Source organism: Primorskyibacter flagellatus (genome assembly GCF_048268605.1).
GTDB classification, from domain to species: Bacteria; Pseudomonadota; Alphaproteobacteria; order Rhodobacterales; family Rhodobacteraceae; genus Primorskyibacter; species Primorskyibacter flagellatus.
In genome coordinates this window covers 1-19,834 of sequence record NZ_JBLWVF010000002.1, presented here as the reverse complement: position 1 = coordinate 19,834, position 19,834 = coordinate 1, and the positions used below count along the sequence as shown (strand labels likewise).

18 protein-coding genes are annotated in these 19,834 nt (G+C 57.7%); 11 read left to right on the top strand and 7 right to left on the bottom strand.

Annotated elements, in window-relative coordinates:
• The first annotated feature begins 80 nt into the window (after positions 1 to 80).
• Both ACN0WV_RS03325 and arfB read left to right on the top strand, forming a co-directional pair.
• A complete protein-coding gene (locus ACN0WV_RS03325; RefSeq protein WP_084350749.1) occupies positions 81 to 710 on the top strand; it encodes a queuosine precursor transporter in 630 nt (209 codons plus the stop codon).
• 297 nt (positions 711 to 1,007) lie between these two features.
• The gene (gene arfB / locus ACN0WV_RS03320) at positions 1,008 to 1,427 is read left to right on the top strand and encodes an alternative ribosome rescue aminoacyl-tRNA hydrolase ArfB (RefSeq protein WP_417603838.1); all 420 of its coding nucleotides are present in this window, start codon (positions 1,008 to 1,010) and stop codon (positions 1,425 to 1,427) included.
• 9 nt (positions 1,428 to 1,436) lie between these two features.
• On the opposite strand, the gene pncB is transcribed toward arfB, so the two are convergent.
• From pncB to pncA, 3 genes are all read right to left on the bottom strand, one after another.
• The gene (pncB, locus tag ACN0WV_RS03315; protein WP_417603837.1) at positions 1,437 to 2,726 is read right to left on the bottom strand and encodes a nicotinate phosphoribosyltransferase; all 1,290 of its coding nucleotides are present in this window, start codon (positions 2,724 to 2,726) and stop codon (positions 1,437 to 1,439) included.
• A gap of 67 nt (positions 2,727 to 2,793) precedes the next feature.
• The gene (locus ACN0WV_RS03310; protein ID WP_417603836.1) at positions 2,794 to 5,004 is read right to left on the bottom strand and encodes a PAS domain-containing hybrid sensor histidine kinase/response regulator; all 2,211 of its coding nucleotides are present in this window, start codon (positions 5,002 to 5,004) and stop codon (positions 2,794 to 2,796) included.
• Positions 5,005 to 5,079: 75 nt separating this feature from the next.
• Entirely contained in the window at positions 5,080 to 5,673 is a 594-nt protein-coding gene (gene pncA / locus ACN0WV_RS03305; protein WP_417603835.1) for a bifunctional nicotinamidase/pyrazinamidase, read from the bottom strand.
• Positions 5,674 to 5,788: 115 nt separating this feature from the next.
• Between pncA and trhO the strand changes: the two genes are divergently transcribed.
• From trhO to ACN0WV_RS03285, 4 genes are all read left to right on the top strand, one after another.
• Positions 5,789 to 6,703, top strand: a complete 915-nt coding sequence (gene trhO / locus ACN0WV_RS03300) for an oxygen-dependent tRNA uridine(34) hydroxylase TrhO (protein ID WP_417603834.1) — start codon at positions 5,789 to 5,791, stop codon at positions 6,701 to 6,703.
• 237 nt (positions 6,704 to 6,940) lie between these two features.
• The gene (gene xylB / locus ACN0WV_RS03295; RefSeq protein WP_417603833.1) at positions 6,941 to 8,392 is read left to right on the top strand and encodes a xylulokinase; all 1,452 of its coding nucleotides are present in this window, start codon (positions 6,941 to 6,943) and stop codon (positions 8,390 to 8,392) included.
• The gene (gene xylA / locus ACN0WV_RS03290; RefSeq protein WP_417603832.1) at positions 8,389 to 9,696 is read left to right on the top strand and encodes a xylose isomerase; all 1,308 of its coding nucleotides are present in this window, start codon (positions 8,389 to 8,391) and stop codon (positions 9,694 to 9,696) included. The genes xylB and xylA overlap by 4 nt, the downstream gene beginning before the upstream one ends.
• Entirely contained in the window at positions 9,696 to 10,679 is a 984-nt protein-coding gene (locus ACN0WV_RS03285; protein WP_417603831.1) for an aldose epimerase family protein, read from the top strand. The genes xylA and ACN0WV_RS03285 overlap by 1 nt, the downstream gene beginning before the upstream one ends.
• Here the strand turns inward: ACN0WV_RS03285 and ACN0WV_RS03280 are convergent.
• Entirely contained in the window at positions 10,676 to 11,884 is a 1,209-nt protein-coding gene (locus tag ACN0WV_RS03280) for an ROK family transcriptional regulator (protein ID WP_417603830.1), read from the bottom strand. The genes ACN0WV_RS03285 and ACN0WV_RS03280 overlap by 4 nt on opposite strands.
• A gap of 163 nt (positions 11,885 to 12,047) precedes the next feature.
• On the bottom strand, positions 12,048 to 12,968 hold the full coding sequence (gene pcaQ, locus ACN0WV_RS03275; RefSeq protein ID WP_417603829.1) for a pca operon transcription factor PcaQ: 921 nt from the start codon (positions 12,966 to 12,968) through the stop codon (positions 12,048 to 12,050).
• A 103-nt stretch (positions 12,969 to 13,071) separates the two neighbouring features.
• On the opposite strand from pcaQ, the gene pobA reads away from it, so the two are divergent.
• Genes pobA through ACN0WV_RS03250 form a run of 5 tightly spaced genes read left to right on the top strand, consistent with a single transcriptional unit; the run spans position 13,072 to position 16,921 of the window.
• On the top strand, positions 13,072 to 14,241 hold the full coding sequence (pobA, locus tag ACN0WV_RS03270; RefSeq protein WP_417603828.1) for a 4-hydroxybenzoate 3-monooxygenase: 1,170 nt from the start codon (positions 13,072 to 13,074) through the stop codon (positions 14,239 to 14,241).
• A 12-nt stretch (positions 14,242 to 14,253) separates the two neighbouring features.
• Positions 14,254 to 14,631 carry a 4-carboxymuconolactone decarboxylase gene (gene pcaC, locus ACN0WV_RS03265; protein ID WP_417603827.1) on the top strand — a complete coding sequence of 126 codons (378 nt, stop codon included), beginning with the start codon at positions 14,254 to 14,256 and terminating at the stop codon, positions 14,629 to 14,631.
• Positions 14,632 to 14,677: 46 nt separating this feature from the next.
• Positions 14,678 to 15,406, top strand: a complete 729-nt coding sequence (pcaH, locus tag ACN0WV_RS03260; RefSeq protein ID WP_417603825.1) for a protocatechuate 3,4-dioxygenase subunit beta — start codon at positions 14,678 to 14,680, stop codon at positions 15,404 to 15,406.
• A 3-nt stretch (positions 15,407 to 15,409) separates the two neighbouring features.
• Positions 15,410 to 16,030: a protocatechuate 3,4-dioxygenase subunit alpha gene (gene pcaG, locus ACN0WV_RS03255; protein ID WP_417603824.1), complete on the top strand. Its 621-nt coding sequence runs from the start codon at positions 15,410 to 15,412 to the stop codon at positions 16,028 to 16,030.
• A 54-nt stretch (positions 16,031 to 16,084) separates the two neighbouring features.
• Positions 16,085 to 16,921 (top strand): 3-oxoadipate:acetyl-CoA acetyltransferase, encoded by an 837-nt coding sequence (locus tag ACN0WV_RS03250; RefSeq protein WP_417603823.1) that lies wholly within the window; start codon positions 16,085 to 16,087, stop codon positions 16,919 to 16,921.
• 70 nt (positions 16,922 to 16,991) lie between these two features.
• Here ACN0WV_RS03250 and ACN0WV_RS03245 read toward each other — a convergent pair whose 3' ends face one another.
• Positions 16,992 to 18,737 (bottom strand): hypothetical protein, encoded by a 1,746-nt coding sequence (locus tag ACN0WV_RS03245; protein ID WP_417603822.1) that lies wholly within the window; start codon positions 18,735 to 18,737, stop codon positions 16,992 to 16,994.
• The gene (gene motA, locus ACN0WV_RS03240) at positions 18,734 to 19,600 is read right to left on the bottom strand and encodes a flagellar motor stator protein MotA (protein ID WP_084350785.1); all 867 of its coding nucleotides are present in this window, start codon (positions 19,598 to 19,600) and stop codon (positions 18,734 to 18,736) included. The genes ACN0WV_RS03245 and motA overlap by 4 nt, the downstream gene beginning before the upstream one ends.
• Positions 19,601 to 19,834: the final 234 nt, after the last annotated feature.

Below are 19,834 nucleotides of genomic sequence, written 5' to 3'. Positions count from 1 at the left end.
CGCACGCGCTGGGTATCAGACCCCGTCCTCGGGGATTCGGGGGCCAAGTCTCCGCTACCTTGCAAAAACGGACCAGATTCATGACCCGCAGACATCTTCCCGGCATTCTTGCCATGGCCGCCATTGTCGTGGCCTCCAATATTCTGGTGCAATTCCTGTTCGGCCAATGGCTGACATGGGGTGCATTCACCTACCCGCTGGCCTTTCTTGTCACCGATGTGATGAACCGCGTTTACGGCGCAGGCCCCGCCCGAAAGGTCGTGATCGCCGGTTTCGTCGTGGGGGTGATCTGTTCACTGATCGGCACGCAGATCATGGGCGAATACGGGCCGCTGGTTACTGTCCGCATCGCGATCGGGTCCGGAGCGGCCTTCCTGACCGCGCAGCTTCTGGACGTCGCACTCTTTGACCGTCTGCGACAGGGTCGCTGGTGGCGCGCGCCATTGGCCTCGACATTGGTAGGATCGTCGATTGATACCGCGCTTTTCTTCACCATTGCATTTTCCGGCGCGCTGACCGTCCTTGAGCCATCCAATGATGTGTCATGGGCCGCCGAAGCGTTGCCCCTGTTGGGAATGGGTCCGATGGTGCCGCTTTGGATCTCGCTTGCCTGCGCCGACTGGCTTGTGAAACTGTGCCTCGCGCTGATCGCTTTGGTGCCGTTCCGGGCGATCACGGTCTACTTGGAAGGCAAACGCGCCACAGCGTAAACCCATCACGAAAAAAACATTTTGCGTCAGACGCTTTCCGTGCCACCCTGAAGCTGCGTTTTGAAACAGCTGAAAGGAGGTGATCCAGTGTCGAGAGAGATGTTGGAGAGAGGTGTCGGAACAGTTTGGAGGATGACCTGTTAGGGCAGCCCCTGGCAGAACCAAAATCCGAATTGGCGAGAGTCTGAACCGACCCCCGCCTCCCGAGTTCTCGAAGGGCCGTCCGCACTTGGGCGGCCCTTTTTGTATTGTTCCGCCGGTCGGGACATTCTGCTATTTGACTGCTAGAGAAATCCGATGTTGCGCATCAATGAACAGATCACCATCGAAGACTGGGAACTGACAGAGCAGTTCATCCGCGCGTCCGGACCGGGTGGGCAGAATGTTAACAAGGTGTCCAGCGCTGTCGAATTGCGGTTCGAGGCGGAACGCTCGCCCAACCTACCCGATCCCGTGAAGCGGCGGCTGAGGCGGCTGGCCGGGCGTCGCTGGACGAAAGAGGGCGCGCTGATCCTTCAGGTGGACGAAACCCGGTCACAGACACGCAACCGCGAGATTGCCCGCGACCGGCTGGCGGAACTGATCCGCAAGGCGCTGGAAAAACCCAAGCGGCGCATACCCACCAAGGTTTCCCTCAATCAAAAGCGCAAACGCGTCGAGGCCAAGAAAGCCCGAAGTGAGGTAAAGGCCCTGCGCGGTCGGGTCGATGACGGTTAGGCGGCCCCGTCAGACCACGACATCCATCCGGGGCTGATCGCCCACGCCGAACACGCGCTTGTAGCGGGCGATCTCTTCCGCCGGTCCCATCGCCTTGTTTGGATTGTCTGACAGCTTCACGGTCGGGCGGCCTTCGGCACTGATTGCTTTGCACACCAGACTGAAGGGCGCGAGCCGGTCGTCCTTGGTCAAGCCACGGAAATCATTGGTCAGCAACGTCCCCCAACCGAAAGACACGCGCACCCGGCCCGCAAACTGGGCATGCAGTTCCAGGATTTTCTCTTCATTCAGCCCGTCCGAGAAGATCACCAATTTCTGCGTTGGATCTTCGCCGCGCTCTTTCCACCAGCGGATCGCGCTTTCGGCACCGGTGGCCGGATCGCCGGAATCGATGCGAATACCGGTCCAACCGGCCAGCCAATCGGGCGCGTTGCGCAAAAACCCTTCGGTCCCGTAAGTATCTGGCAGAATGATCCGCAAATTGCCGTCATGTTCCTCATGCCAATCCGCAAGCACATCATAGGGCGCATTAGCCAAGGCTGTGTCACTCTCTGCCAAGGCCGCATAGACCATCGGCAATTCATGCGCGTTGGTGCCGATCGCCTCCAGATCCCGGTTTTTGGCGATCAGGCAATTCGACGTCCCGACAAAGCCTGCGCCCAGCCCTTCGGTCATCGCCTGCACACACCAGTCCTGCCACAAGAAGCTGTGCCTGCGCCGTGTGCCGAAATCCGCAATGCGTGCACTTGGAACAGAGCGCAATCGCTCGACCTTTTCCCACAGCTTGGTCATCGCGCGGGCGTAGAGGATCTGAAGCTCGAACCGGCCCATCGTGTTCAGCACCGCCCGACCCCGCAATTCCATCAAGATGGCGAGTGCCGGAATTTCCCACAGCATGACCTCAGGCCAGCTGCCCTCGAACGTCAACTCGTATTGGTCGTCCACACGTTCCAGATGGTAGGGCGGCAGCCGCATACCCTCGAACCATTCCATGAAATCGGGGCGGAACATCTGCCGTTTGCCGTAAAACGTGTTGCCGCGCAGCCAGGTGCTTTCACCGCGTGCCAATGACAAAGAGCGCACATGATCCAGCTGTTCGCGCAACTCTCCTTCATCAATAAGTTTCGCAAGCGGAACCTGCGTGGAGCGGTTGATGAGGCTGAACACAACCTGCGTATCGGGTTTGTTGCGGAAAACTGACTGACACATCAATAGCTTGTAAAAATCCGTATCAATCAAGGATCGGATGATCGGGTCGATCTTCCATTTGTGGTTCCAGACGCGTGTGGCAATGTCCAAGATGCTGTCCTCATTCGGGAATTACAGCTTTGATATGCGATGGCGACCACGGGGTCCAACTGGTTTCTCAGGGTTTCGACGCCCGCGACAGCGCCTGAAACAATTGCGCCTTGCGTAAAGGTTTGGCAAGAAAGTCATCCATGCCAGCCTCAAAACACGCCTCGCGGTCAGACTCGAATGCATTGGCAGTCAGTGCAATGATATGCGGCTGGACGCCCCCGATCATCCGGATCTCCCGCGTTGCGGCAAGCCCGTCCATCTCCGGCATGGACATATCCATCAGAATCACGTCCGGCATTGTTTCTCGGACCAGGTTCACCGCCTGCACGCCATCATTAGCAAAGCGAAGGTCGATAGGTTGATGCAAGAGATATTTTTGAATCAACAACCTGTTGGTCCCGTTGTCCTCGGCAACGAGCAGGCGCATCCCGGGATGTATCGTCGTGATATCCTGCAAGGGTGCGGTCACAGCAGTATCGTCAGCGTGATCGAGCAGAAGCGTCAGGTCAAACTGCGCACCCGGCGGAGGCCGGGGCGAAAGCACAAGATCGCCGCCCATGCGCCGCGCCAGCAATCTTGAGATCGACAGACCCAAGCCCGTCCCGCCAAAGCGTCGCGTCGTGGCCGCGTCAGCCTGTGCAAACTGGCCGAAAATATGGTCCGCATTCGCCGGGTCCACGCCTATGCCGGTATCGGTTACATTCACGGTTAACAATATTCGATTCTCGACGGTTTCCCATGATGTCCGGATCGTTACACCGCCTTTCGAGGTGAACTTCAGCGCATTGCCAAGCAGATTAACCAGAATCTGCCGTACGCGGCCTCTGTCTCCCAGCACGGTCTGGGGCAAGGGAACGTCGTGGCAGATATCCAGGAACAGCCCTTTTTCCCGCGCCTGTACACGCAGCAGGTCCGTTGCCTCACGGATGCAGGTAGCGAGCGAAAACTGTTCAGCGCAAATGCTCATCCGGTCGGCATCCAGCCGCGAAAAATCAAGCACATCGTTGACGATCTTCAGCAGTGAAGCGGCGGACGAACGGATCGTCTCCGCGAAGAGTTTCTGGTCCTTTGACATGCTCGTTTCAGCCAAAAGCTCTGCCATGCCGATGATGCCATTCATTGGCGTGCGGATCTCATGGCTCATGGTTGCAAGAAAATTCGCCTTGGCGCGCGCACCATCTTCGGCTGCAAGTTTGGCTTCCGCCAGTAATCGTTCCTGCTCTTTCGCGGCAGTTATATCGCGTTCGATCGCAACGATCGTTTCCACGCCGCCCTCGGCGTTGAGAACCGGCACGATGTTTGCCTCGACCCAGATCAACCGGCCGTCTTTCGTCGCGTTCAGCACCTCTTCACGGCATGGCAAGCCGGCGGCTCGTGCCTGCGCAATTCGTTGGCAAGTATCGGGATCGGTGTCGGGTGCGTTCAACACATCTGCCGGCGTTTTGCCAACTGCATCCTCAAGCGTATAGCCGGTGATCCGCGTGAAAGCCTCATTCACCCAGAGAACCCTTGAGTCAGCGTCAGACAAGATCACCGAATCGTTGGCATGCCGTGCCACCAGCGACAATTGGCTTGCCTCGCGTTCCTTGAAAGCCAGATCGTGGCCAACGCGCTCTTCGGCCAATTTACCCAATAGCAAGGCGCGACTGTGCGACGCTTCGCGGTCGTGCCCGGCCACGATAAAGCCGATATAGCTGCGCACGGTGTATAGCAGCATGATCGCCGCCAGAATGTCATATCCATGACGCGGCACCCACCCTCCCATCCGTGCAATATCAATCGCGAAATGGCCAAGCAGTGTAAGGGCGTAGACGGTCAGGCGTACTTTGGCGGCACCGGGATGAAACGGGTAGACCATCCCGGCATTGATTGCCGCACCAGTCAGATATGACAATGCGACCAGACTGGCCTGACCGGGAGGGGCCGCAAAGTCCGCCAGGGTGACACAGGACGCGATCGTTACGGCCTGAAACCCTGCGGTCACGCTTGATCGTCGATAGGCAAGCTCGTAGGCCGATTTATCAACAAGCCGATCTGGCAGCTTGCGAAGATACAGGCAGTCCACCGCCTCTCCCATCAGGGCAAGGAAGATTGCCAACAGTCCTATGCGCCAATCGCTAAGCACGACCAGCGTTGCCGCACCGGACAGAGTCAACCAATGACGGGTGACAAAATGGCTGACGCGCCCGCGAGCATAACGCGCGAGCAGCCCTGTCGGACTGTTGCGCGCGTCGAAGGCGGCGAGTTGCCGTTCCGTGTGCAGAACGGGTTGAGACATTGCAGCATCCGCTCCTGTTTCTGACGCTCAGAAACAGCTAACGCCCAGCAAGTTAAGAAAACGGCAAGAACGATGTTACCGTAAGGTCACGCCAGCGGCGGTCATGCCCGCAAGCGCCGCATCCAGAGAGCCATCCAGATCAATGCCGCGACAGGCCGACTTGGCCACGACGACATCAAACCGCCGCCCCGCCGCATCGACCGCCGAGAAGTTCACGCAGAAATCCAGAGCAAGCCCGACAAGTGTCAACTGCTCTATCCCGCGCGTGCGCAGATAGCCCTCAAGCCCGGTTGAAGTCTCATGATCATTTTCGAACAGGGCCGAATAGCTGTCAATCTCGCGGCGAAACCCTTTGCGAATGATCAGGTCGGCCCGGTCGACATTCAAATCGGCATGAAATGCAGCGCCATCTGTGCCCTGTATGCAGTGATCGGGCCACAGCACTTGTGGACCATATGGCATCTGGATCAGGTCCAGCGGCTTTTTCCCCGAATGCTGACTGGCAAAGGATGAATGGTCGGCCGGGTGCCAATCCTGTGTCAACACAATGGCGTCAAAGTCATCCATCATTGCATTGATCGGCGCGACAATTTGGTCGCCGCCATCGACGGCCAAGGCACCGCCGGGACAAAAATCGTTCTGGACATCAATGACTATAAGCGCGTGCATGTCGTTAGCCTCTGCTTGGGATCGCCCCATGGGTAGGACGCGCGCGGCGGGCGGTCAACGGGCTGCGCCATTTGTACCTCTTGATAGCGGCGCGGCGCAGGCGTAAATCGCCGCCATGTTCACTGTCGCCGCCCTTTATCACTTCACCCGTTTTGCGGATCCCGCTGGCATTCTGGGTCCGTTGCTGGACCTGTGCCGTGCAGAGCGTATCACCGGCACCTTGCTGTTGGCGCATGAGGGTATCAACGGCACAATCGCCGGGCCTGCACAGGGTATCGACGCGGTATTGACGCATCTGCGCGCCCTGCCCGGCTGTGCCGATCTGGAATGGAAACTCTCGTCCGCGACCAAGCAGCCATTTGCGCGAATGAAAGTGCGCCTGAAGCGCGAGATCGTGACAATGGGCCAGCCCAATGTCGATCCGAAAGCGCGCGTTGGCCATTATGTGCGCCCGGAGGATTGGAACGAATTGATCCAAAGCCCGGACGTGGCCGTGATCGACACCCGCAACGACTATGAGGTTGCGATCGGCACGTTCGAAGGCGCGGTCGATCCGGAAACGGCCAGTTTTCGGGACTTCCCTGCGTGGTGGGAAAAGAACAAAGAGCGGTTTCACAACAAGCGCATCGCCATGTTCTGCACCGGCGGCATCCGCTGCGAGAAGTCCACCAATTATCTGTTGGGAGAAGGCGTACCAGAGGTGTTTCACCTCAAGGGCGGCATCCTGAAATATCTCGAAGAGGTGCCGGAGGCGGACAGCACCTGGCAGGGCGAGTGCTTTGTGTTCGACGGACGGGTTTCGGTCGGGCACGGCCTGCGTGAAGGCCCGCATGAACTGTGCCATGCCTGTCGTCGCCCGATACTGCCCGAAGATCGCACGCGCCCGGAATACGAACACGGCGTCTCCTGCCACCATTGTGCGGACGAAACCTCAGCCGACGACAAGGCCCGCTTCCGTGAGCGGCAAAAACAGATTGAACTGGCGCGGGCGCGCGGTGAAACCCATCTGGGTGGTGAGAATAGCGTCTGAAGCGCAGGCCGGAAATTCATGGTCTGAAGACAATCGTCGCATTCCCCCTTTCCGTACTATCTTTCGTTGCCGGATGACACAAACGCTTTGGCGGCCGTCATGGACGCGACGGGCCGTCATGGCATAATGTTGGCCAGGAGACTGCCTGATAAAGGCACGTCTTGAGCGAATGAAGTTTTAATTTGACACCTGAATTAAACTGACCGACTATCCCGGTCAGACGCCGGGAGGGGCATGATGTATCTAGGTCTTGATTTGGGCACGTCCGGAATTCGGGCGTTGCTGGTCCACGCGGATGGCAGCGTTGCAGGCTCCGCCGAGGCGACCTACCCGATCTCTCATCCCCAACGTGGCTGGTCCGAACAGAACCCCGCCGACTGGGTGACGGCCTGCAACGGCGTTGTGGCCGACCTGCGCGCGGCACATCCCGATGAATGGGCGGGGCTCAAGGGCATCGCGGTGGCAGGCCAGATGCACGGCGCAACCCTGCTTGGTGCCGATGATACCATGCTAAGACCCTGCATCCTGTGGAACGACACCCGCAGCTTTGCCGAGGCCGCCGAACTGGATGCACAGGCCAACCTCCGGGCGCTGTCCGGCAATATCGTCTTTCCCGGCTTCACCGCGCCGAAATTGCTTTGGGTCGCGCGCAATGAACCGGAGATTTTCGCGCGCATCGCCAAGGTTCTGCTTCCCAAGGATTACCTGACCTTCTGGCTGACCGGAGAGCATGTTTCCGAAATGTCCGATGCGGCCGGCACTGCCTGGCTGGACGTGGGAAAGCGCGCATGGTCGCAGGACCTTCTGGACGCCTCAGACATGCGGATGGACCAGATGCCCCGACTGGTTGAAGGTTCTGAAATGGCCGGTGCTTTGCGCGGTTCGCTTGCGCGGGAATGGGGGATCTCGCACCCCGTTGCGGTGGCGGGCGGCGGCGGCGACAACGCGGTGGCCGCTTGCGGTGTCGGTGCGCTGTCTGAAGGCGACGGGTTTGTCTCGCTGGGGACGTCCGGCGTTTTACTGGCCGCGAAGGACAGCTTTGCCCCGATGCCGGAAACGGCCGTTCATACCTTCTGCCACGCGATCCCGGATACCTGGTATCAGATGGGCGTGATCCTTGCGGCGACCGACAGTCTGAACTGGTTGGCGCGCAATCTGGGACAGGACGCAGCGACACTGTCAAAGGCGCTTGGGGACCGGATCGAAGGCCCCGGCAAGACGCGATTTCTGCCGTACCTGTCGGGCGAGCGCACACCGCATAATGACAGCACCATCCGGGGGGCGTTGTTGAACCTCGACATCTCGCACGGCCCCAAGGAACTGACGCAGGCCGTGATGGAAGGCGTCGCCTTTGCCCTGCGGGACAATCTTGAGGCGCTGAAGACGACCGGCACCAGGCTTGAACGGGTGCTGGCCATCGGCGGCGGCGCGCAGTCCCCCTATTGGGTAGAGCTTTGCGCGACACTGCTGGACCTGCCCATCGACCTGCCCGCGAAAGGCGAATTCGGCGCGGCAATGGGTGCTGCACGGCTGGCGCAATGCGCGGCCACCGGCGTACGCGCCCAGGATGTGATGTCGGCACCCGACGTGGCCCGCACCATTGCCCCCCGAAGCGATCTGAAAGCCGCCTATGAGGAGGCCTATCAAGCCTTTCGCGCCACCTATCCAGCCCTGAAGGATCTGCCATGACCGCCGGCTTTTTCGACGCCATTGCCCCCGTTGCCTACGAGGGGCCAGACAGCACCAATCCGATGGCCTTTCATCACTACAACCCTGACGAATTGGTGATGGGCAAACGGATGGAAGACCACCTGCGCTTTGCCGTCGCCTATTGGCACAGCTTCGCATGGGAAGGTGGCGACCCTTTCGGCGGGCAGACGTTCATCCGTCCTTGGCATCCACAGGATTCAATGGCCAATGCGAAGGCAAAGGCCGACGCCGCGTTCGAGATGTTTCGCATTCTGGGTCAGCCGTATTTCTGCTTTCACGACGCTGATGTCCGACCAGAGGGCAACAGCTTTGCCGAGAATCTGAAGGGTCTGGAAGAGATCACCGACTATTTCGGCCAGAAGATGGAAGAGACGGGCACAAAGCTGCTTTGGGGCACGGCCAATATGTTCAGCCACCGGCGCTGGATGTCGGGGGCCTCGACCAACCCGGACCCGGACGTTTTTGCCTTCGCCGCCGCCACGGTCAAAAGCTGCATGGATGCCACCCAAAAGCTGGGCGGGCAGAATTACGTCCTCTGGGGCGGGCGCGAAGGGTACGAGACGTTGCTCAACACCGATCTGGGCCAAGAGATGGACCATATGGGCCGGTTTCTCAGCATGGTTGTGGATTACAAGCACAAGATCGGCTTCAAGGGCGCAATCTTGCTGGAACCCAAACCGCAGGAACCGTCGAAGCATCAGTATGACTATGACGCGGCGACCTGCATTGGATTCCTGCGCAAATACGGGCTGGAGAATGAGGTGAAGCTGAACCTTGAACAAGGACACGCGATCCTTGCCGGACACAGCTTTGAACACGAGATTGCGGTTGCGACATCCGAGGGGATGCTGGGGTCAATCGACATGAACCGCAACGACTATCAGTCGGGGTGGGATACGGATCAGTTTCCCAACAACGTGCCGGAGGTGGCGCTCGCCTATTACCACATCCTCAACTCCGGGGGCTTCACCACTGGTGGCACAAATTTTGACGCCAAACTGCGGCGTCAGTCGCTGGATGCCGAGGACCTGATAGCCGGGCATATCGGCGGCATGGACATCTGTGCCCGCGGCCTGAAAGCCGCCGCAGCGATGCTAGAGGATGGCGGGCTGGAAGACGCCCTAACCACACGGTATGCCGGGTGGCAGACCGAAGGCGCGAAGGAGATGCTTAACAGCGATCTGGGCACGATCTATGACAGGGTGCTGGCCGAAGACATCAACCCGCAGCCACGCTCTGGTCGGCAAGAGATCCTTGAAAACCTCGTCAACAGGTTCGTCTGATGGCAAAAGGACTGGACATTCCCGCAGCCCAAATTCGCCGCCACGTTCTGGAAAGCGACAATGCTCAGGTGTCTGTATTGTCGATTGGCTGTGCCGTGCAGGATTGGCGGGTCAGCCATGACGGCGGTGAAGTGCCCGTGGTGTTGGGCTATGCCGATCCGGCTGACTACCGGGCCGGTGCCAATTGCATGGGCTTTGTCGCCGGGCGGGTCGTCAACCGCATATCCGGTGCCAACTTCGTCTTGAACGGTGAAGAATGGTCGCTCACCTCCGCCGATCCGGCATACCAGTTGCACGGTGGGCCGGGCGGGCTGAGCCGTTGTAACTGGACGACAGAGGCAGATGGCACGCGCGCCGTTCGGCTGACATTGCACTCGCCGCATCTTGATCAAGGCTATCCCGGTGCGGTGGATTTCGAGATCACGATCTCGCTTGACGGACACCGCCTGACCTATGACATGCAGGCGCGCCCCGACCGGGAAACACCGATCAATCTGGCGCATCACAGCTATTACAACCTGATGGGCGCTGGCCCTGTCAAAGACCATCTTCTGAGGATCAACGGCTCAAACCACACGCCCAACGGGCCGGATCTGGTGGCTTTGGGCCATACAGCGGCTGTCGTGGGCACTGTCTATGATTTCCGCGATGCGCGCCCCGTTGGCATGGCCGACCTGGATGGCAATATTGTTCTGGACGGCGGCAACGGTCCGGCGGCGGAAGTCACGGCGCCCAACGGGCTGCGGCTGAGGATGTGGACGAACCAGCCCTGCATGCAGGTCTATAACAGCGTCACCCTGGCATCACATGGCACGCCGCTGCCCGGTCAGGAACACTTGCGCTACAGTGGGCTTTGCCTCGAAGCACAGGGCTTTCCAAATGCGCCCAATGTGCCGGAGTTTCCATCCATCCTGTGCAGCCCGGACACTCCCTACCATCAGCGCACAGAGATAGAGATCGCGCCGCAAAGGGCAGCAACTTAAGCCGCGTTTTGCGCTGCAATCTCGCGGAGCGACATGTCTGCGACCTTGTCGATGGCATAGGTCGCAGCCCCCCGCGCCCACATCAAATCACCCCATTTATGCGACAGGATCTCTGGCGGCGGCTGATCAATCTGCACGATAGACCGGCGGGCATCTGCCAGCACGTCCTCTGCAAAAAGATGGTCGAACTGCATGCGTTCGCCCGCCAGAATGATTAGCTGCGGGTCAAAGATGTTGATGAGATTTGCCAACCCCATGGCAAATATCCGTCCGGCATGATCGACAATACGACGCGCCGTGGCGTTGCCGTCACGCGCGGCATCCAGAAGTGGGCCGATCGTGTCATTCGCATCCGTTTGAGAAAAAACAAGCCCCGCAGACTCCGCCTCTCGAAGCAATGCGTAATCCGCCACATAAGCCTCCAGGCAGCCCCGTTGTCCACAGCGACATTGCGCGCCGTCCAGTTGCACCTTGGTGTGGCCAAACTCTGCCCCGCAGCCCCGCGTCCCGCGATAGAGTTTCCTGTCCAGAACAATGCCCATGCCCACGCCCGCTTCGATCGTGACAACGATGAAATCGCGGTAGGCCGCACCCGGTCCGAAATACATCTCGGCCACGGCAACCAGATTGGCATCGTTATCGGTAAAAACCGGCAAGCCAAGCTCTGCCGACACAATCGCGCTGATCGGCTGATTGCGTTCGGTAAGAGACGGCGACCAGTACACAAACCCGCGCGACGCATCAACCACACCGGCCATACCCAACCCGACAGCCGAGAGGTCAGCGAACGACAGACCTGATGCATCCAGCGTCCGCTCTAACGCTTGCTTCAGGGTTCGTGCCAACCCGGTTGCGGCCAACCTGCTGGCCGGAAGACGTTCGGTGTATTCCCCCACGATCTTTCCTGCAAAATCCATCAACACAATGGACAGTGCCCGATTGGCGACCTTCACCCCTGCCACCAGATGCGCGGCACCACGCAAGGCCAGATCAACACGTGGACGGCCACGTCGCGCATCGCGCTGATCGTCGGCGCTTGCCACTTCGCAGATCATCCCCTGATGAAGAAGCTCTGCCGTGATCGTCGTCACGGTGGCCTGACTGATGCCGGTGCTCCGCGCCAGATCAATACGGGCAACGCGGCCCGCACGGCGGATCGCATCCAAAATCGTTCGTCTGCTGCGTTCTCTTTGTTCCTTGGCCATCCGGGCGATGCCCCCTGAGGATCGGATAGGAATTCTGTCTCACCGTTGACCTGAATATCTTGAATTCAGGCACCGGATCAGTATCGTGACAGGGTAGAAACTATTCCGCAAGAATTAATTTTGTTCGTCAATTAAATGGCACGCGCTGGTGAAGGTCTTGCATTCACCCGTTCAGACCCAAATCTTTCATCGCGTTGCGTAAAGCGATCTGGAACACCTGATCTTGTGGCGATTGCGCGGTCTCGGGACGTCGCATCAGGCCGACAGGCCCGCGCATCATCGACGTGTCCCAAGGTAATGCCACAAGATGACCGTCGGCGATCTCGTTCGCGACCACCCCGGCCGAGATGATCCAGATGGCATCCGACCGTCGGGTAAAAACGCGCCCGAAGGCACCAGAGACAGTCTCCAGTCGCTTGTCGATCCGCCCGATCCCATGACTGATCAGAAATCGTTCCACCAGCGGACGAATGGCCGATCCCTGTGAGGGATAGATCACCTGATATTCGGGAATCCGTGGCAGTTCTGGTGCCGCAAGAAGCGGATGACCGGCGCGCACGATGAAGCGGACCTCTTCGTTATACAGCTGCGTGAAAGAGATGTTCTGCATCGAGTCTGACGGACCGAGCCGGCCGATGACAATGTCCAGATCACCACGCCGCAAGCGGTCGATCAAATAGCCGTGCGGACCGTCCATGATCTGTAGCGTTGTGCCGGAAGACAGTTCCGTGAAATGAGCCGCCACTGCCGGCATAAGCCCTGCCGCGACAGACGGTAAGGCGCCCACTGCCAGTCGCGCCCGGCCCTGCCCGGCCAAGTCCTCGACCCCCGCCACCGCCTGCTGCAACGACGCAAGGGACATCTCTGCAAAATGCAGAAACACGTCCCCATGCCGGGTCAACGAAACGCCAGCGCGGCTGCGCGTCAGAAGTGGAACGTTCAAGATCTCTTCCAGCTCTTTGAGGGTCTTGGAAATCGCGGGTTGTGTCAGGTTCAACTTTTCTGCCGCGCTCTTCATGCTGCGTTCGCGACAAATTTCAACAAAACACTGAAGATGGCGGATCTTGATGCGACGGTCGAGCATTTGGTTTCCATTTTTGGCAATCAAAGCACACAGAACATCATTTTACATACTTCAATCAATCATTAATATGTCAGCATGCAAGACATGCCTGGGAGGGCGAAACATGCGCACGCAAGTTGCCATCATTGGGGGCGGTCCCTCGGGCCTTCTGCTTTCACAACTGCTGCTGCGCCGGGGCATCGACACGGTCGTGCTGGAACGCAAGTCCTGCGAATACGTCCTGGGCCGCATCCGCGCGGGCGTCCTTGAAACAGGCATGGTCGGCTTGATGCGCGACGCAGGCATTGCCGACCGGATGGACAAGGAAGGGATCATCCACGAAGGCACCTTGCTGTCCTTCGACGACGAAGAGTTCGAGGTCAACTTCACCGAACATACTGGCACGCATGTGATGATCTATGGCCAGACCGAGGTCACACGGGATCTGTACGATGCGCGCGAAGCGGCAGGCGGCAAGATCGTCTACAATGTCGAGAACGTGGTCATCAACGACGCCGACACCGAAAAACCCTTTGTCACCTACGAAGCGGGCGGCAAATCCGAACGCATTGATTGCGATTTCGTGGCGGGCTGCGACGGGTTTCATGGGGTCAGCCGCCGAACCATTCCGCATGACGTGCGGCGCGACTATGAAAAGGTCTATCCTTTTGGATGGCTGGGCATCCTGTCGGAGACGCCCCCGGTCAATGACGAATTAATCTACGCCAATTCGGCGCGTGGCTTTGCGCTGTGTTCGATGCGAAATGCCAATCTCAGCCGGTATTACGTTCAATGCCAATTGGAAGATTCGCCCGACGACTGGACAGATCAGCGGTTCTGGGACGAATTGCGCAGCCGCATCCCCGCGAAATATGCCGACACGCTGGTCACCGGACCGTCGATTGAAAAATCCATCGCTCCCTTGCGGTCCTTCGTGACCGAGCCGATGCGCTGGGGGCGGCTGTTCCTGTGTGGGGACGCTGCACATATCGTGCCGCCCACCGGTGCCAAAGGACTCAACACCGCCGCATCCGATGTGCATTATCTCTATCAAGGGCTGATGCAGTTTTACGAAGAGAGCGACCCGGAAGGGATTGACCGTTATTCCGAACGGGCGCTTGCGCGGGTCTGGAAGGCCGAACGGTTCAGTTGGTGGATGACCACGCTGCTGCACCGGTTCCCCGACCAGACCGCATTTGACCTCAAGATACAGCGCGCCGATCTGGAGTTTCTGCGATCCAACCGCGAAGCACAAAGCGTGATGGCACAGAATTATGTAGGCTTGCCTTACTGAAAGAGGATGAACATGGTTGATCGCTACGAAAAGGGCATGACGGTCCGAAAATCCGTTCTGGGCGAGGCGCATGTTAATCGTGCCGAGGCGGCAAAGACCCCGTTTGACGAAGCCTTCCAGACGCTTATCACCGAAGGTGCCTGGGGCACCGTCTGGGCCAGCGACGGGATCGGAGACCGGGAACGATCTATGCTGACCTTGGCTTTGTTGGCAGCATTGGGCAATTTCGAGGAGATCCCCATGCATATCCGCGCGACGACTCGCACGGGTGCCAGTAAGACCGACGTTTTGGAAGCATTTCAGCATGTGGCAATCTATGCTGGCGTCCCGCGCGCCAACCACGCTCTGAAACTTGCCAAGCAAACCTACGCAGAGATGGAACGGGACTAAGCTTCAGGCCGCACCGAACAGCCTGATTGCAGAAGGAAAACGACAGATGAAGAAACCCGCAGAGTTCTACCAACGCGACCTTGGGCGTCACCCGCCGGCCTATTCCCCCATCTACAAGACCAGCGTGGCCCGCTCACCGCAATATCCGTTGATCAGCCTGCAAAACTCGGCCTCAGAAATCACCGGGCCTGTGTTCGGGCATAACGACATCGACCCGATCGACAATGATCTGATCCTGAACTACGCACAGCCCGACGAGATGCCGATAGGCGAGCGGATCATCCTGCACGGGCGTGTTCTGGATGAAAACGCCCGCCCGATTCCCAATACGCTGGTCGAGATCTGGCAAGCCAATGCGGGCGGGCGCTACCGGCACAAGAAAGACACCTATCTTGCACCTATCGACCCAAATTTCGGCGGCTGCGGCCGGACCATGACGGACGAGGACGGGTATTACTACTTTCGCACCATCAAACCCGGTGCCTATCCGTGGCGCAATTTTGTCAACAGCTGGCGGCCTGCGCATATCCATGTGTCTGTGTTTGGCACCGGGTTTGCCCAGCGCCTGATCAGCCAGATCTACTTTGAGGGCGACCCCCTTATCCAGACCTGTCCTATGGTCAAGTCGATCCCCGACGCCGACGCAGTCGATGCCCTGATCGCCAAATTGGACCTGAACGGCACCATTCCGCTGGACAGCATCGCCTACAAATTCGACATTGTCTTGCGCGGACGACGGTCCACCCTGTTTGAAAACCGACTGGAGGGGAACTGACCCATGCCCCAACAATTGAATTATCTTCGCGAAACGCCGTCACAAACCGCTGGACCCTATGTCCATATCGGCCTTGCGCCTGGATCCGCAGGCTTTGACATCTACAGCGAAGAACTTGGCCACGACATTGCCGGGCCGAACGCCAAGGGCGAACGTATTCGAGTCGAGGGGTTGGTCATTGACGGCACCGGAAGTCCGATCAAGGATGTACTTCTGGAGACATGGCAGGCGAATGCGGATGGCATCTATGCCCATCCCGAACATCTTGGTGCGGTCGAGGATGGCTTTCGCGGCTGGGGGCGTGTCATCACTGATTTCAATACTGGCGAATGGGGGTTTGACACCATAAAGCCCGGTGCTGTCATGGGACGAAACGAGCAAATGATGGCCCCGCATATAAACCTTTGGGTGGTCGCGCGCGGCATCAATGTCGGACTGAACACACGGATCTACTTTTCGGACGAGGAAACGGCGAATGCGGCCGACCCGGTGATGAATATCATCGAATGGGAACGCAGGCGGCAAACGCTGATCGCACAGCGCAGCGAACCGGACGGCAAGGCCGTCTATCGTTTCGACGTGCAGATCCAGGGCCAGAACGAAACCGTCTTCTTCGATATTTGACACATCCGGGTGCGCCCCTTCTTGGCGGCCCATAAACAAATACTGGACCAAAACATGACCAACCCCTGCATCATCTGTGTCGCGATCACCGGATCAGTACCGACCAAGAAAAACAATCCTGCCGTTCCGATCACGATCACAGAGCAGGTGGAAAGCACCCATGCCGCCTTCGAGGCAGGCGCATCTATCGCCCATTGCCATGTACGCAATGATGACCAGACACCGTCCTCTGATCCCGAACGCTTTGCGCGGCTTCTTGAAGGCTTGCGCGAACACTGCCCGGGAATGATCGTGCAGCTATCCACCGGCGGCAGGTCCGGCACGGGCCGCGAGCGCGGCGGCATGCTGTCACTGTCGCCCGACATGGCGTCGCTATCTGTGGGATCTAACAACTTCCCCACACGGGTCTACGAAAACGCACCGGATCTCGTCGCATGGCTGGCCTCTGAAATGATTCAGTATCAGGTTACCCCGGAAATTGAGGCATTTGATCTTAGCCACATTCTGCACGCCATCCGTATGCACGATGAAGGGCTGCTTTTCGGAAAACTCTATGTCCAATTCGTTATGGGGGTGAAAAATGCTATGCCTGCCGACAAAGGGGTGTTTGATTTTTATGTTCAAACAATGAAATCGCGCTGTCCGGATGCAAACTGGTGTGCTGCGGGAATTGGCCCAAACCAGATACGCGTCAACGAATGGGCAATCGCCGCTGGCGGCCACACGCGAACGGGTCTGGAAGACAATATGCGTCTGGACCGGGATACACTTGCGCCATCAAACGCCGCGTTGGTCGAACGGGCCGCCACGCTTTGCGAAAAATACGAACGGCCAGTCGCAACATGGCAACAAGCGCGCGAAATTCTGCACCTTCCAACCAAGAGTGGATAGGTTTAGGGTCTCCTACCACGTCCCAATACCGACGTAGCGGCCAGCCAACCGATCTTACAGAGCCAGAAGCCTAAAGGACATCACGTTCAAGAAAGCCAGTTTGATCTGCCGGCAAACTGGCTTGTGGAACAAGAGCTTCCGCTTTTTCGTCGAAACCTAGCTCCAGCAGGCGCGCTCTAATCTCTGACCTGCGGCTTTCGGACAGACGAGCTATCTCCTGCTCATGCAGAAAAAACGCCATCTCCAGGAAATTACGAGTGCTACCAGTTGTTGTCGCATTACTGACGACTCGAGAGAGAAGTGCCTCTTTATCTGAGACTGACAAGATTTCAGAATTGCGTATTTCCGCGACTGCTGATTTGAATTTACCCTCATCGGTCCGTAATGATACAAGGAGTTTGGCCAATGTTTCATCCGGAAGTGAGCCATCATATTCTTTTAGGAACGTTTCCATAAGCGATGGGTCGATCGCTTCCTCATATCCACCATCTTCCTGAACTTCCTGAGGGATTGATGCCTCGGGTCCATAATCCTGAAATCTAGTTGAGTCGGCTGCTGCTGCTTCGATCTCCAAGCTTACCGTTTCGTAATTATTAGTCTTTAACACTTCGGCCAAAGATTCAGGCTTCGGCTGTGCTTTTGACAAAAACTCATCTAGCTTTTCGGCAATATTATTTCTGGCATTTACGCGCAGTGCTGCCGACAGTCGCGGCCCAATCAATTCCCGAAGATGTGGCGAAAGTGACTTGAATTGCTTGAGAAACCCTTCAGGCGAAACTAGGGCTTCAGGCTGACCCCCAGAAATGACCACGAACGCCAACTCGGCCAACGCTTCACAACCGACGGTGGTTTTCGGCGGAAGCCCACCTGCCCAACTATCAACGTCCAGAAATCTAAGCGTGGGCGTATATTTTTCACGAACCGTCGCATCCGCGAGTTTGAGTATTTGTCGCGCTTCCTGAGGCAACCCGAAGTAGATGTAAGAACGGGCCATTTGTTCTGCTACATCGTGCGACACCTCGCCATCGTCGCCTATGAGCTTCGACTGAAGAGATGCTATTTCAGTGCCAAACCCATTGGACTCCAGCATGGGGCGGAGCTGAGCACCGCAATCAAAACGCTCTTCATTATTGGTTTTGATGATGTGTGGCGCCACGGAAAAAGATGCCCCGTCAGCTTCAGAGCCATGCGGCCCTGTCGAGAGGTGCGGGACAATCTGCGCTGACCTGGTGTTTTCCGAGTATGTCCCGGCGCTCGCCGTAAGATATCCTTGCGACGCTTTCTGCATTATCGCATCAACGATTCCAGAAAATGCGCTATCGCCAACCTCGACAACGTCACGTTCCGACGACGTTTCTACAGGTGTTGCTTCGCTGGCAACCTCGTGTTTCAAAATAGTATCTATCCAGAAATCATTGAGAAATCCACGATTGACGGGTTTTACTTCAGTACTTGACGGACCTTCGGGAGCAACATCCACAACCATAATCCGAGGCCTGTACTCGAAAGCTGTTGCCACGCAATCGCAGTTCAGCAGCAATTCTATGCGTCCCTTAGCCGGCAGCACATTGACCTCGCCGATCCTCTCGCGCGTAATCTTGAGAAAAACCTGATCAAGAACTGCCTCGTATCTTTTTCCGGGAAACACGATTGAAACTTTGCGTTTGTCTTGTTCCAGTTGCCACCCGGATTTGTCAGGCAAATATAGGACAAGCCGGGTAAACGTTCCGTGCTCACCCGATTTGATGGTTATGGTCTCTGCGCTGGAAGGTGCGGCAAGAACACAAAGCCAGAATATCACAAACAGATACTTCATGCAGCGTCCTTCAGGCCGCGCAGGGCTTCTTCCAGTTCATTGTAGCTGGGCCGGATATGATCAGGCGCATTCTGGCGTCCGACCTCGATGCAATTGATTGTCGAGTGATTGTGGAGGTTGGCAATCAGGACTTCGCGGATGAGATGATAGAAGTGGCTGTCTTCTTCGACCACAGCTTTTACTTTCGACGCGAAAGGCGCGACAAGACCATAAGCAAGAAACACGCCAAGAAATGTCCCGACCAAAGCCCCACCGATCAATCGTCCGAGCACCTCCGGCGGCTGGTCAATCGAACCCATGGTCTTGATCACGCCGAGAACCGCAGCGACAATACCCAATGCTGGAAGACCATCAGCCACGGTTTGCAAAGCATGGCTGGAGTGCAACGCGTGGTGTTGCGAAGCTTCCATGCGTTTGTCCAGCACCTCTTCCACCTGATGCGGGTCGTCGTAATTCATCGACGCCGAACGCAACGTATCACAGATAAGGTTCACCGCTTCCTTGTCAGCAAGTATCTTTTCATATTTTCCGAAGATCGTAGAAGATTGCGGGTCTTCCACATGTTCTTCGATGGCGACAGGATTGCTCCTCGCCAAGCGGATCAACTCATAAAGCAGGCACAGAAGATCACGGTAATCCTCGGGCTTCCATTTCCGGCCTTTAAAGACCTTCGAGATGTCCTTGAGTGTATGCTTGACCGCTGCGCCGTCATTGCTGATCAGAAATGCACCAACCGCTGCCCCCCCGATCATCATCATTTCGAACGGGAGAGTTTTCAAAATGATCGCCATCTTACCACCGGCGGCAAGGTAGCCCCCAAAGACCATAGCGAAAATCGTGATGATGCCGATGATACCAAACACGCGATGAACTCCTGCTTCTGGATACCGGAGACGTTAGAACGACGGTTGTTAAGATAGTCCTTCTTCGCGGTGTCTCTTGTGCTCATGGCGGTCGAATTGACCTGCCACTGAACTTTCATCCAGCCGCGACCGGAGCCCGGTTGGTGTTTACGCCATTTGGCGCAGGTTGAGCAATCGCCCGGCGCGCGGAGTTTTCATCTCGCGCAGCGGGGCGGGCGATTGCGGTGGTCAGGG

What these genes read in the sequence shown, in the direction of transcription:
- pcaG (WP_417603824.1), top strand. Translation starts at nt 15,410, where the DNA reads ATGCCCCAACAATTGAATTATCTTCGCGAAACGCCGTCACAAACCGCT.
- pncA (WP_417603835.1), bottom strand. Translation starts at nt 5,673, where the DNA reads ATGCACGCGCTTATAGTCATTGATGTCCAGAACGATTTTTGTCCCGGC.
- xylB (WP_417603833.1), top strand. Translation starts at nt 6,941, where the DNA reads ATGTATCTAGGTCTTGATTTGGGCACGTCCGGAATTCGGGCGTTGCTG.
- ACN0WV_RS03245 (WP_417603822.1), bottom strand. Translation starts at nt 18,737, where the DNA reads ATGAAGTATCTGTTTGTGATATTCTGGCTTTGTGTTCTTGCCGCACCT.
- xylA (WP_417603832.1), top strand. Translation starts at nt 8,389, where the DNA reads ATGACCGCCGGCTTTTTCGACGCCATTGCCCCCGTTGCCTACGAGGGG.
- ACN0WV_RS03250 (WP_417603823.1), top strand. Translation starts at nt 16,085, where the DNA reads ATGACCAACCCCTGCATCATCTGTGTCGCGATCACCGGATCAGTACCG.
- ACN0WV_RS03280 (WP_417603830.1), bottom strand. Translation starts at nt 11,884, where the DNA reads ATGGCCAAGGAACAAAGAGAACGCAGCAGACGAACGATTTTGGATGCG.
- pcaC (WP_417603827.1), top strand. Translation starts at nt 14,254, where the DNA reads ATGGTTGATCGCTACGAAAAGGGCATGACGGTCCGAAAATCCGTTCTG.
- ACN0WV_RS03285 (WP_417603831.1), top strand. Translation starts at nt 9,696, where the DNA reads ATGGCAAAAGGACTGGACATTCCCGCAGCCCAAATTCGCCGCCACGTT.
- ACN0WV_RS03325 (WP_084350749.1), top strand. Translation starts at nt 81, where the DNA reads ATGACCCGCAGACATCTTCCCGGCATTCTTGCCATGGCCGCCATTGTC.
- pobA (WP_417603828.1), top strand. Translation starts at nt 13,072, where the DNA reads ATGCGCACGCAAGTTGCCATCATTGGGGGCGGTCCCTCGGGCCTTCTG.
- ACN0WV_RS03310 (WP_417603836.1), bottom strand. Translation starts at nt 5,004, where the DNA reads ATGTCTCAACCCGTTCTGCACACGGAACGGCAACTCGCCGCCTTCGAC.
- pcaQ (WP_417603829.1), bottom strand. Translation starts at nt 12,968, where the DNA reads ATGCTCGACCGTCGCATCAAGATCCGCCATCTTCAGTGTTTTGTTGAA.
- arfB (WP_417603838.1), top strand. Translation starts at nt 1,008, where the DNA reads ATGTTGCGCATCAATGAACAGATCACCATCGAAGACTGGGAACTGACA.
- trhO (WP_417603834.1), top strand. Translation starts at nt 5,789, where the DNA reads ATGTTCACTGTCGCCGCCCTTTATCACTTCACCCGTTTTGCGGATCCC.
- pcaH (WP_417603825.1), top strand. Translation starts at nt 14,678, where the DNA reads ATGAAGAAACCCGCAGAGTTCTACCAACGCGACCTTGGGCGTCACCCG.